Origin of the sequence: Agrobacterium sp. (assembly GCF_032092815.1) — a bacterium.
In the GTDB taxonomy this organism is placed as follows: Bacteria; Pseudomonadota; Alphaproteobacteria; order Rhizobiales; family Rhizobiaceae; genus Agrobacterium.
In genome coordinates, this window is sequence record NZ_DAMDBP010000009.1 from 68,546 (window position 1) to 79,831 (window position 11,286).

The following is an 11,286-nucleotide window of genomic DNA, read 5'->3' on the forward strand; positions in this document are numbered from 1 at the left end:
AGGAGACACCCGCAATGAGGTAGCGTTCGAAGGGGAAACATACAAACCGGCAATTAACGCAGCCGCTAAAGTAAAAAGACGCATACGCGATCCTCCCTTTGGCGATCAATAGGTCAGTGTGGCCGTTACGGTATCCGTGTAGGTGCCAACACCAGGGGTCGTCTGGGATGGAACGCTGCCATAGACGGTGAATGACTGTGCTGTACCCGTTCCCGTTCCTGTCAATCTGTCTGTGCCAACAGTGTTGCCCCACACCTGGGTGTGACCGCTGTCTCTGAACAGGCCGTAGGAAATGGTTGCGCTTGAAGGACCGGTCATCAATCGCGTATCGACGGTTGCACCTGTGCCGACGCCCGCATTCAGACCCAGGCTAAAAGGCGTGCCCGATGTGCATTGCACGACGATCTGGCTGGTGGCATCGACGTTTGCAGAAAGAACGCCGTTGGTGCCAAAATTTATGTTGCTGGCAGAATTGATCTGGCACGCCGCCTGGATGGTGATTTGCACGGTAAAGCTTGTTGTCGTTGAAGTCTGCGCGAAGCTCGATGCGGGTGCAAAGATCAATGCGGCAAGCGACACCATGTAGCATTTTGTTGCGCACTTCATGCTCTCTCCCTGTGCTGCCAAAGCGCCAACATGTCGCTGGCGACAACAAACAATCACCCCAATAACGGGTAATAAGAACACGCTAATATTCTCTTCGGTTTGGTTAATAAATTCTTAACGCGCCAGTCTGAATAGCCACGGGGTGAAATTAAGTGCGGAGTACAACCGATTCTAAGGCGAGGTCAGATGATGTATAGTGCCCGGTTGTTTTGGGGGGGGGCATCGAGGGGGCGATGATGTTGTGTGACTCAATTTCCGGAATGGAGGTTGTCATGCACCGTCACGAACTGGCCGATGAGGAATGGGCGGTTATCGCGCCGTTCCTGCCGAGCTGGGCGCGTGCCGGTGATTTCGGCCCAGCAGGTCTGATGTTGATCCTGATCGCTGTGCTGTTTGTTGCAGGGATGTTTCTTGATCTAACCCCAGCAATGCTTATCGCTGCACCCTTGTTCTTGCCCTTGATGACCTCCGGCGGGTTCGACCCCGTTCACCTGGGCATTGTAATGATTATCGTGCTCCAGCTTGGCGGTGTGACCCCACCTGTTGGTATCCTGGTGTTCATCACGGCGCAGATCAGCAGAACATCACCTGGCGCAATATTCAAGGAAGTCCTGCCATTCCTGGTCGCCGTCGGACTTGTACTGGCACTTGTAGCGTCCTTGCCCTGGATCGCTCTGGGACTTTGGCAATTTTTTGGATAGGTGCAAAGTCGACGCTACCTCAGCAATCAATTGGCAGGCTATTGGTGTTACATCTGTCAAAGGGACGTGTCGCCAAGCTCTCAGGACGATGTTGATTTTTACAGAAAGCTGGCCACGGAGCGCAGATTGTTGATCGGGGCCGATCATTCGAAGGGTTTTGAGTGCAACTAGCCAGTGTAAGCTCTACGACTACCATAGCAAAGCCTAGGTTTGCTATCCACAACGAACCTGGCAGCGGTTCACGAAGGCGAAATGGCTCAAGTATCGTGTTTCAGTCAGGTTTTTGGAACACTTGTTTATTTCCCGTTGTCCCATGGAACTACATTTACGATGTCCACCGAGAGCATTTTCTCATTGTATGAGGGCTCTCGGTGAATGAGAGGGTGGTCCGAAGTCATGCGGCACTCAACTAGTCAGGCAGAGACATCGAGATTCCTGACGACCACTTAACCGAATCTTCGAAGCTGGCTGGGATCACTCCGGAGTTTTTCATGCTCGCGAACTCAGATCTGCCAACCATGTTTAACGTTCACCAAATGCTCCGGGGCAGCCCACCGAACAAGTTTGCCTCCTAGGGCACCACTGCGAAAAGTAGTCCTGATGCAGCCTGTGGTGAGACGAACCGCATCGCCCCTTTGTCTATTTGCCGCTCAGGATCATCTGCGACGATGCCGGTACACCAGTGTTCAGAAGCGCGACATAATCCCTGAGCATCGGAACCCGGCGGGGGCGGAAGCTCGCCTCCGTCATCTGGATACCGGCGATACGGTCGACACGGAATTTTCGGTAGTCTTGCCTGAGACAACACCAGGCAAGGAGTACCAAAAACCCGCTCCAGATAGACGATCGCCAGCGGCAATATTTGCCGATCAGTCTGTTTCTGTCCTGCGTCCACATATCTTATCACCACAACGCGCTCCTTCCAGCACGCCTCACGCAGAAGGCCGACATCCACAGCCGGCGGGTCACGACGATCGAAGCGATAGACTTGTGAGGCGGCATGCAGCGCTTGGCGTTGTAGTCGATCTGGCAGTGTTGCCGTGACCTTTGAAAGCAAGGCACTTGCGGCCGCGGCGAGGGCTGGTTCCCCCATATGCTGCACCTCCGCAAGACCAAGCACCAAAGCTTCGATCTCCAGCGGCGTGAACGTTTGTGGCGGCAGAGCGATGTCTTCTGTCAGCCGGTAACCGAAGCCGCGCTCGCCATCGATGATGGCGCCTGCTGCGCGCAGGCTATCGATGTCCCTATAGAGCGAACGCAATGAGACACCGGTCTCCTCGGCGAGGCGCGCAGCCGTCACAGGGGAAGGGAGAGTGCGAAGTGCCTGGAGCAGGCGGAAGAGGCGATCACTACGGGCCATGACTTTGAAGAATAGCTAAAGCCTACTGACGGAAAATGGCAGTTGTCCGACAGTACAACATGCGCATTGCCAAAAGCAACCGAGGACACACAGCATGCTAACGCTCTTTCATTCCCCCCAATCACGCTCGTCGCGTATCGTCACACTGCTTCGCGAACTTGACGCCATCGATAAGGTCGCGATCGAGATTGTCGACATCACCCGCGTCGATGGCAGTGGCCGCAAGGATCCGCAAAATCCACATCCGGAAGGCAAGGTGCCACTGCTCGTGCATGATGGTGTTGTCATCTGGGAGAGCATCGCGATCATTCAGTATCTGACGGATCTCTTTCCGGAGAAAAAGATGGCGCCGGTTGCCGGTGATCCGCAGCGCGGTCAGTATCTCAGCTGGCTTGCCTGGTATGCCGGCGTCGTCGAGCCCGTGCTGGTCATGCAGGCCGCTGATGTCTCACATCCTTTTGTGGGTTTTACCTTTCGCGGCCCGGCGGAGCTGGCAGCGCGCCTTGAAACTGTACTGACGGACAGCCCCTATCTGATGGGAGAGCGATATACAGCTGTCGATCTGTTGCTACATTCGCCCTTCGCCTGGAACCCTGCGGCGACGCCGGATAGTGATGTGGTCAGGGCCTGGATCAAGCGCTGCGAAGAACGATCAGCGCTGCAATGGACCGCCGACTATGACGCGCAAACCACAACTGTGGCCTGATCGCTTGCGCTGGCCGCTCCAACCGGGCGGCCGATTTTGCGTGGATTTGATCTCGCTTTTAATCTCTTGTCGTAAGCAAGTAAGTACCGCGCCCATGATCCTCACTGAAACAGCAAGCGCCCAAATTACCTGACAAGGTGGCTTTGTTTTACTTTCTTCAAGAGCTGAAATGGGGGCGTGATTGCTTTCGGCTCATTGCCAGCATCGTGACAGAGGCGAAGGATAATAAATCCTCGCGAGGTTTTGAGAGATGGCGCCATTTAGGCCCAGCCACAGCGCGGCTTCAGGGGCGGGCATCGTTGTTAGCCTCATAAAGACGGACAGTCCTAAGAGCATTTGGCAGCCAATCGGCTACGGTGTCACCGGAAGCAAACATGTTGGTGATGCCACAGCTCTCTGTGGCTCAATCAATCCTATACAGTTTGATCAATATTGGCTGTGGGTGCAAACCGATTCACCTATCGACGCATACGGTTGGGAATTTTGGCATAGTTGCATTAGAGATAGCCGACGTGCTCCCCATGCGGAACTTCTTCATCCAGGTTGCCGGTGCCAATTCTAGGACTTTCACCTGACAGACGATTTTCATCGGCCGGGTCTGTGTCTTTGTCGGATTCAGGCTGATCCGGGTGTTCTTTTCCATGTGGATTATCTTCGCCAACATCGGTCAACAAAGATCGTTGTCTTAGGTCTTCGTTGATTGTCGACTGGCGTTTGGCAATCCAGGTGTTTTCTGGCTCTGACGTGATTGACATGCTCTCGCCAGCACGTGTTGCGCTCGACCGGGCTGTCCGTCTTGTTGCTTCGACTTTTTCGATCATCTGTCCCTCACGATGTCAAAATTGGGAGTGGATGCGTTTTGTTAATGAAAACCAGTAGCGAGGCATTCTGTTCCGTGTGTCTCAGTCGTTCTTGAGTGGGTCGTGGCCCCAATTCATCAGTGAATATCGCCAAGGCGAATGCTCCTTGTCCTGGGCTGGGCCACCTTGTTTGAGGTGACGATGGACGTACCCGACGACCTTGCGCATGTGTTCGTAGTCGTCTCCACTGAGTTCGCCCTTGTTTTTGCGTTTGATCTCAACAATGCGGCGACCGGAATGATGTCCAATCGTTTCCTTTCCGTCCACCTCCTTCCAGCCGCTCTCTTTGCTCTGATCGGTGCCCAACCACTTTTCGAGCTCAGTTGGTAGCATGTTAACAGCCTCGCGGAAATCTGCCCAAATCTTGTCGCGGTCGAGTTCGTTTGTCATGTGGCGCTCCTTTTGCTTTGTAGACAAACCCTCGCGGCGATCAGGTGTTCCGCTCGTTCCGTGTTGTCGAAGAGGTAGGCAGAGCGCTGCCAAATCTGCCGCACGCTGGCATGACGGTTTTGAGTTGCGGACCAGCGACGCAGGAACAAAGACCTCAACAAGTCATTGTTTCTCATATCCGCCCGTCGACAGCGGGTGCAAAGCGCAAATTTTCATAAAAACGGGGAGAAGCACGTGCAAACCACAACAGTGTCCTTGTCGGTCAACGGAGACGTCACTCATTTGTCGTTGGATAACCGCACCACGCTGCTCGATGCGTTGCGGGAACATATGCATCTGACCGGCACCAAAAAGGGCTGTGATCACGGCCAGTGCGGCGCATGTACGGTCATCGTGGAAGGTCGGCGCGTCAACTCCTGCCTGACACTGGCAGTGATGCACGACAATGACGAAATCACCACGATCGAAGGATTGGGAGCGCCGGGCAATCTGCATCCAATGCAGGCGGCGTTCATCAAACATGACGGTTTCCAATGTGGGTACTGTACGCCCGGGCAGATCTGTTCATCGGTGGCGGTGCTGGAAGAAATAAGGTCAAACATTCCCAGCCACGTCACCGAAAACCTTACGGAACAAGTTGCGATAGGGCCGGAGGAAATCCGGGAACGGATGAGTGGCAACATCTGTCGATGCGGAGCGTACTCCAACATCCTTGATGCGATCAGGGAAGTTGCGGAGGTATCGGCATGAAAGCGTTTTCCTATGAACGAGTATCATCTGCGCAGGCTGCTGCGGCTGCCGTGTCGAACAATCCCGATGCAAAATTTATCGCCGGCGGCACCAATCTCGTGGACTTGATGAAGCTCGAAATCGAGACCCCGAGCCATCTCGTTGATGTAAACGGTCTCGGTCTCGACAAAGTTGAGAAGACCTCGGACGGCGGCCTTCGGATCGGGGCACTCGTGCGCAATACCGATCTCGCTGCCGATGAAACGGTCAGGCGCGACTATGGTGTGTTGTCGCGTGCCCTTTTGGCCGGTGCCTCGGGCCAGTTGCGCAACAAAGCAACCACCGCCGGCAATCTTATGCAGCGGACACGATGTCCGTATTTTTACGATACCGCCCAAGCCTGCAACAAACGGCACCCCGGAAGCGGCTGTTCGGCAATTGGCGGCATCAGTCGCCAGCTTGGTATTGTCGGGGTTAGCGAGGCGTGTATTGCAACACATCCCAGCGATATGGCTGTCGCCATGCGCGCATTAGATGCTGTGGTGGAAACGGTGAAACCCGATGGGCAGAAACGATCGATTGCGATCGCCGATTTCCATCGATTGCCTAAGGACACGCCTCAGATCGACACCACACTGGACGGGGATGAATTGATTACCGGCGTCGTGTTACCGCCACCTGTTGGCGGTCGCCAGATTTACCGAAAGGTCCGTGATCGCGCATCCTACGCCTTTGCTCTGGTATCGGTCGCGGCAATCGTTCAGCCAGATGGCACAGGTGCCATCGCGGTGGGCGGTGTCGCCCATAAGCCATGGCGCATTGGAGCCGCGGACAAAGAGATGTCGAAGGGATCACGTGCGGTCAATGCGGTGCTCATGGCAGATGCCCATCCCACGGATCAAAACACATTCAAGGTAGAGCTGGTTCAGCGCACCATTGCTGCCGTTCTGGCTGAGGCGAGGGGATAAGTCATGCAATTTGACAAACCAGCGACAATCAACCCAATCGATCAGCTCAAAGTGGTTGGACGGCCTGTCCATCGTATTGATGGCGAACTGAAGACCAGCGGGCGGGCCGTTTATGCCTACGAGTGGTCCGATCCTGACCTGCATTATGCCTATGGATATCCCGTCGGCTCCACGATCGCCAAAGGCCATGTCATCTCGATAGACTCGTCTACCGCAAAGGCCGCACCCGGCGTCCTGGGCATCATCACCACACTCGACAAACCCGAGCTGAACAAGGGCAAACTCAATACTGCAAAGCTGTTTGGTGGCAGTGAAGTTCGGCATTATCATCAGGCTATTGCGGTGGTGGTTGCCGAAACGTTCGAAGAAGCGCGCGCCGCGGCAGGGCTGCTCAAGGTCGAATATGCAACGGAAAAAGGCCGATTTGATTTGCGGTCGGAGATGGCGAATGCGACCACGCCTGATCCATCAACCGAACCGGAATCGTCCTCGGGGAATTTTGACGCTGCCTTCGCAACCGCGCCCGTCACGCTGGATGCCGAGTATGCCACCCCTGACCAGTCGCATGCAATGATGGAGCCTCACGCCTCCATCGCCAACTGGAATGGTGATGATCTTGAGGTTTGGACATCCAGTCAGATGATCGACTGGTGGCGATCTGACCTGGCGATGACGCTTGGAATAGACAAAGACCAAATTCACCTGAAGTCGCCGTTCATCGGCGGTGGTTTTGGGGGCAAGCTGTTTCTCAGGGCAGATTGTGTGCTGGCCTGCCTTGCCGCAAAGGCGGTGGGACGTCCGGTTAAAGTCGCGCTTCCACGCCCGATGATCGCAAACAACACCACACACAGGCCCGCGACAATCCAAAGAATTCGCATCGGCGCAGAAACCAGCGGCAAGATCACGGCAATCGCGCATGAAAGCTGGTCTGGCGATCTGCAGGGTGGTGGTCCAGAAACCGCCGTCATGCAAACACGCCTGCTTTATGCAGGCGAAAACCGCATGACCACGATGAAGCTGGCAACTCTCGATCTGCCCGAGGGCAATGCAATGCGCGCTCCGGGCGAGACACCGGGTTTGATGGCGCTTGAAATTGCAATCGATGAGATGGCTGAAAAGCTCGGCATGGATCCGATCGAGTTTCGTATTTTGAACGACACACTTGTCGACCCCGAAAATCCAGAACGACCATTCTCGCACCGTGATCTCATCGGCTGTCTTACACGTGGTGCCGAGGAATTTGGCTGGAACAAACGCATGCTGCCCGCCGAACGGCGTGAGGGCAACTGGATGATCGGACTGGGAGTTGCGGCCGCATTCCGCAACAATCTTGTCATGGCGTCCGGCGCTAGGGTAAAGCTGGATCAGGACGGTCTGGTGACGGTTGAAACCGATATGACCGATATAGGAACCGGCAGTTATACCATCATTGCCCAGACCGCAGCAGAAATGCTGGGCGTCGAGGTTGAGCACGTCGATGTGCGGCTGGGCGATTCCCGCTTTCCAGTCTCGGCAGGGTCCGGTGGACAATTTGGTGCCAATTCCGCCACCTCAGGTGTCTTTGCCGCTTGTGTGAAACTGCGCGAGGCCATCGCCAGCAAGCTCGGTTTCAACTCATCCGAAGTGGTCTTTGAAAACGGACAGGTGCGAAGTGGCAACCGCGCGGTGGCGCTGGCTGATGCCGCAGGCACCGAAGGGCTGGTGGGAGAAGACACCATCGAGTGGGGCAAGCTCACCGAGACACACCAACAATCGACGTTCGGTGGTCACTTCGTTGAAGTTGGCGTGGATATCGCAACAGGCGAAACGCGCATTCGCCGTATGCTTGCTGTCTGTGCCGCCGGCCGTATCTTGAACCCCATCACTGCTCGCAGTCAGGTTATTGGCGCAATGACCATGGGGGCAGGCGCGGCTCTATCGGAGGAGCTTGCTGTCGACACCAGGTATGGTTTTTTTGTCAATCATGATCTCGCCGGTTACGAAGTGCCTGTCCATGCAGACATTCCGCACCAAGACGTTATTTTCATGGATGAAACCGACCCATATTCATCCCCCATGAAGGCCAAAGGCGTTGGAGAGCTAGGGTTGTGTGGTGTGTCGGCGGCCATTGCCAACGCTATCCACAATGCCACAGGCATCCGAGTGCGACAGTATCCGATCACCTTGGACAAGCTGATCAACGAGTTGCCCGAACTTGAATGATTGAACGCAATGGCCTGATCGAAAAAATGGTCGAGTGGCGGAGGCACAATGTTGGGTGATGTCACATCAATAACAGGCATTTTACCTGTTCAAGCCGATGCTGGAGATGATCCGGCACGCATCCTGCGGTTTGCTGTGGACGCGATGCAACATGGCGGGGCCGCACTTGCCACCCTTATCGACATTAGGGGAGGTGCTGCTCGCGCACTCGGTACGCATATGGCAATCGCTGCAGATGGACGATTTTGCGGGTATGTCTCTGGAGGCTGTGTCGAAACCGCCGTCGCAGCAGAAGCTTTGTTGGCCATCGCGTCCGGCTGCGACCGCATTATCAAATTCGGAGAAGGCTCACCCTACTTCGATATCGTGCTGCCCTGCGGCGGCGGCATTACGGTGGCAATCCACGTTCTTCGCAAAGCAGATCCGATCGAACAGGTGCTGGCCGAACTATCTGCCCGACGCCCTGCGGCGCTGGTTTATGACTGTCTGTCACAGCACCTTGTTGTGGCCGACAAAGTGCCAGTTCGATCCAGTCTTCGTGGAGACGAATTCTTGACCGTCTACCGTCCACAAACCCGTGTTGTTGTTTCAGGCCAGACCGGAGAAGCTGAGGCGGTGTGCCGTATTGCGCAGGCGGCAAGCTTTGGTGTTTCCACTCCGAACGATCCGAATTTCCGGGATATCGACGCGTTCACAGCCGTCGTTTTGTTACATCATGATCTCGATAAGGAGACTGTCGTGCTGAATGAGGCACTTGCCTCACCGGCGTTTTACATCGGAGCATTGGGAAGCACGCGCACGCATCACCAGCGTCTCGAACGCCTGAGATCAAAAGGGGTGCCGTCGGAATGTTTTGACAGGATCAAAGCACCGATCGGCATATTTGGTCCGACACGCGACGCGACCTCGTTGGCCATCTCTGTCGTGGCAGACATTGCCGCAGCCCGTCTTGCAGCCTTTGGATAAAAACGCATGGACCGTCCGCAAACAACGATCGGTTACCGCAGTGAAGGGAAGACAGATGATGATTGGAGGCCTGCTTCTCGCTGCTGGTCAATCGAAACGTATCGAAGGTGGTTATCACAAACTGCTCGCCAAATTTGCTGGCGTCTCTCTGGTTCACAGATCAGCGCTGACAATGCTTGAGGCCGGCATCAACCCTATCGTGGCGGTTACGGGCCATCGGCGTGAAGAGATAGAAACCGAACTGCGTGATCTACCAATCGCGGCAGTCTACAATGAGAGCTTTGCAAAAGGTATCGGAACATCGATGGCGTGCGGGTTCGGCCATCAAATCGTCGCTCCTTGTGACGGTGTTTTGATTATGTTGGCCGATATGCCAGAGATCACATCGGCACATATCCAGAAACTTTTAGATGTCTTTGCCTTAGGCGGGGCAAAGATGTTGTGCGTGGATCCTGCAGGACCAAACACGGTCATCCCGTCATCATTCCAAAATCCCTTTTCACTACCATGCAGAAGCTCACATCGGATAATGGCGGCAAGGCCAACATAGAGCAAAGCGGCTGGGACGTGGTGCTGGTTGAGATTGGCGATGCCGCGTTGCGTGACGTGGATACGCTTGATGCTGTTGTATCAGCAGGTGGTGTGGTTCACGCCTAGCCACGCCGAGGGCAAATGGCAGCTCGCTGTCGGCATGGTGACAATGCAGATTTTAGTCCTGTGCAATGTGCGCGTTTTCAATCGACCAACCGAATGACCAAGCCTGAGCGTTGAGGTGCCAGGCGGCCGTTTTCGCACATAAATCCGTAACACTGCTTGTCAGCGGGTTGGACGAACTCGTTTCTCCAGCGATCCGCGCCGCCATGCCGCGGTGCTGCCATTCCAGCATTGTCGGAATGTCGATGTCATCTTTCACAATAAGTTCCCGCCTTATTAATTTAGGGCTGCTGCGGGCACTCACACAATGTGTCAAACCCGTCGCACAAGGCGCATAAACGTTTATTGCTGGAATTGGTTCCACAGTGATGGCAAACGTGCTGCATGATTTTTTTCAACCTAACAACGTGACCCCACTGTGACGGATGATCGAATTGTGAAACCGAGGGTTCTTCAGACCGGACTTCGCTTCGGGTGCAGCCAAAAAGCGTTGCGGAGGTACCTGTCTATCTCTCCAGCGCAACAGATTTTCTCGTAATCGTCAAAGCATCCAGAGCTCAGTGGGCCAGTTTCCTGCAGCAAAAATACGCCACCCAAAGCCATTGCAACTGGCATCGGCGCGCGATCTAAGTGGAATGCAGTGATTTTTGTGTTGTCGGGATGGTGCAGCACAGGAACCAAAATCGATCAGCCTCATTGTGGAGTGAGGTAAATGAGTTTTCGGGGCAGGGATGACGCAAAAAGATCAAAAGCAGGTAGATGCCCGCAGGGCTGGCGATTTATTGGTATCAGGCCACGTCAGCGAAGATCCATTTGCGGCGGCGTTCAAAGCGACCCGTATGCCGATGATCGTCACGGACCCGAACCAGCATGACAATCCAATCATCTTCTGCAACGCAGCTTTTAACAAGCTGACCGGTTATGAGAACGACGAGATTATCGGGAACAATTGTCGTATGCTGCAGGGCCCCGAAAGCGACCCTGATGTCATCGCAAAGATGCGCAATGCCATTGCGGCTGGCGAAGATGTTGCGGTCGACATTCTCAATTATCGCAAGGACGGCTCTCCATTCTGGAACGCGGTTTTCATTAGCCCGGTCAGAGATGCCGGCGGCAAGATCATGTATTTCTTCGCGTCTCAGCT

General features: G+C 54.8%; 13 protein-coding genes and 1 pseudogene. 9 read left to right on the plus strand and 5 right to left on the minus strand.

Translation table 11 applies throughout. From position 1 onward, the window contains the following. Positions 1-105: 105 nt before the first annotated feature. Positions 106-606, minus strand: a complete 501-nt coding sequence (locus RT613_RS07295; RefSeq protein ID WP_313614165.1) for a spore coat U domain-containing protein — start codon at positions 604-606, stop codon at positions 106-108. 272 nt (positions 607-878) lie between these two features. On the opposite strand from RT613_RS07295, the gene RT613_RS07300 reads away from it, so the two are divergent. Beyond that, positions 879-1,307 carry a TRAP transporter large permease subunit gene (locus RT613_RS07300; RefSeq protein WP_313614166.1) on the plus strand — a complete coding sequence of 143 codons (429 nt, stop codon included), beginning with the start codon at positions 879-881 and terminating at the stop codon, positions 1,305-1,307. 639 nt (positions 1,308-1,946) lie between these two features. Here RT613_RS07300 and RT613_RS07305 read toward each other — a convergent pair. Then, positions 1,947-2,667, minus strand: a pseudogene (locus RT613_RS07305) (helix-turn-helix transcriptional regulator). A gap of 94 nt (positions 2,668-2,761) precedes the next feature. Between RT613_RS07305 and RT613_RS07310 the strand changes: the two are divergent. Beyond that, complete coding sequence (locus RT613_RS07310; RefSeq protein WP_313614167.1) at positions 2,762-3,373, plus strand: glutathione S-transferase family protein; 612 nt, start codon at positions 2,762-2,764, stop codon at positions 3,371-3,373. A gap of 497 nt (positions 3,374-3,870) precedes the next feature. Here the strand turns inward: RT613_RS07310 and RT613_RS07315 are convergent, their stop codons facing one another. Further along, a complete protein-coding gene (locus RT613_RS07315; RefSeq protein ID WP_313614168.1) occupies positions 3,871-4,194 on the minus strand; it encodes a hypothetical protein in 324 nt (107 codons plus the stop codon). An 81-nt stretch (positions 4,195-4,275) separates the two neighbouring features. Beyond that, positions 4,276-4,623, minus strand: a complete 348-nt coding sequence (locus RT613_RS07320; protein ID WP_313614169.1) for a DUF3140 domain-containing protein — start codon at positions 4,621-4,623, stop codon at positions 4,276-4,278. Positions 4,624-4,818: 195 nt separating this feature from the next. On the opposite strand from RT613_RS07320, the gene paoA reads away from it, so the two are divergent. Genes paoA through RT613_RS07350 form a run of 6 tightly spaced genes read left to right on the plus strand, consistent with a single transcriptional unit; the run spans position 4,819 to position 10,145 of the window. Beyond that, the gene (gene paoA, locus RT613_RS07325) at positions 4,819-5,373 is read left to right on the plus strand and encodes an aldehyde dehydrogenase iron-sulfur subunit PaoA (protein ID WP_313614170.1); all 555 of its coding nucleotides are present in this window, start codon (positions 4,819-4,821) and stop codon (positions 5,371-5,373) included. After that, positions 5,370-6,320 (plus strand): xanthine dehydrogenase family protein subunit M, encoded by a 951-nt coding sequence (locus RT613_RS07330; protein WP_313614172.1) that lies wholly within the window; start codon positions 5,370-5,372, stop codon positions 6,318-6,320. Before paoA ends, RT613_RS07330 begins: the two co-directional genes overlap by 4 nt. A 3-nt stretch (positions 6,321-6,323) precedes the next feature. After that, complete coding sequence (gene paoC, locus RT613_RS07335; protein ID WP_313614173.1) at positions 6,324-8,522, plus strand: aldehyde oxidoreductase molybdenum-binding subunit PaoC; 2,199 nt, start codon at positions 6,324-6,326, stop codon at positions 8,520-8,522. Positions 8,523-8,570: 48 nt separating this feature from the next. Continuing rightward, positions 8,571-9,488 carry an XdhC family protein gene (locus RT613_RS07340; protein ID WP_313614174.1) on the plus strand — a complete coding sequence of 306 codons (918 nt, stop codon included), beginning with the start codon at positions 8,571-8,573 and terminating at the stop codon, positions 9,486-9,488. 55 nt (positions 9,489-9,543) lie between these two features. Further along, on the plus strand, positions 9,544-10,038 hold the full coding sequence (locus RT613_RS07345) for a nucleotidyltransferase family protein (RefSeq protein WP_313614175.1): 495 nt from the start codon (positions 9,544-9,546) through the stop codon (positions 10,036-10,038). Next, positions 9,996-10,145, plus strand: coding sequence for a hypothetical protein (locus tag RT613_RS07350; RefSeq protein WP_313614176.1), 150 nt, complete (start codon positions 9,996-9,998; stop codon positions 10,143-10,145). Before RT613_RS07345 ends, RT613_RS07350 begins: the two co-directional genes overlap by 43 nt. A gap of 52 nt (positions 10,146-10,197) precedes the next feature. On the opposite strand, the gene RT613_RS07355 is transcribed toward RT613_RS07350, so the two are convergent. Beyond that, complete coding sequence (locus RT613_RS07355; protein ID WP_313614177.1) at positions 10,198-10,401, minus strand: hypothetical protein; 204 nt, start codon at positions 10,399-10,401, stop codon at positions 10,198-10,200. A gap of 472 nt (positions 10,402-10,873) precedes the next feature. Between RT613_RS07355 and RT613_RS07360 the strand changes: the two genes are divergently transcribed. Further along, a partial coding sequence (locus tag RT613_RS07360) for a PAS domain-containing protein (protein WP_313614320.1) occupies positions 10,874-11,286 on the plus strand: 413 nt, incomplete at its 3' end.

What these genes read in the sequence shown, in the direction of transcription:
- paoC (WP_313614173.1), top strand. Translation starts at nt 6,324, where the DNA reads ATGCAATTTGACAAACCAGCGACAATCAACCCAATCGATCAGCTCAAA.
- RT613_RS07315 (WP_313614168.1), bottom strand. Translation starts at nt 4,194, where the DNA reads ATGATCGAAAAAGTCGAAGCAACAAGACGGACAGCCCGGTCGAGCGCA.
- RT613_RS07350 (WP_313614176.1), top strand. Translation starts at nt 9,996, where the DNA reads ATGCAGAAGCTCACATCGGATAATGGCGGCAAGGCCAACATAGAGCAA.
- RT613_RS07300 (WP_313614166.1), top strand. Translation starts at nt 879, where the DNA reads ATGCACCGTCACGAACTGGCCGATGAGGAATGGGCGGTTATCGCGCCG.
- RT613_RS07330 (WP_313614172.1), top strand. Translation starts at nt 5,370, where the DNA reads ATGAAAGCGTTTTCCTATGAACGAGTATCATCTGCGCAGGCTGCTGCG.
- RT613_RS07310 (WP_313614167.1), top strand. Translation starts at nt 2,762, where the DNA reads ATGCTAACGCTCTTTCATTCCCCCCAATCACGCTCGTCGCGTATCGTC.
- RT613_RS07295 (WP_313614165.1), bottom strand. Translation starts at nt 606, where the DNA reads ATGAAGTGCGCAACAAAATGCTACATGGTGTCGCTTGCCGCATTGATC.
- RT613_RS07345 (WP_313614175.1), top strand. Translation starts at nt 9,544, where the DNA reads ATGATGATTGGAGGCCTGCTTCTCGCTGCTGGTCAATCGAAACGTATC.
- RT613_RS07320 (WP_313614169.1), bottom strand. Translation starts at nt 4,623, where the DNA reads ATGACAAACGAACTCGACCGCGACAAGATTTGGGCAGATTTCCGCGAG.
- RT613_RS07340 (WP_313614174.1), top strand. Translation starts at nt 8,571, where the DNA reads ATGTTGGGTGATGTCACATCAATAACAGGCATTTTACCTGTTCAAGCC.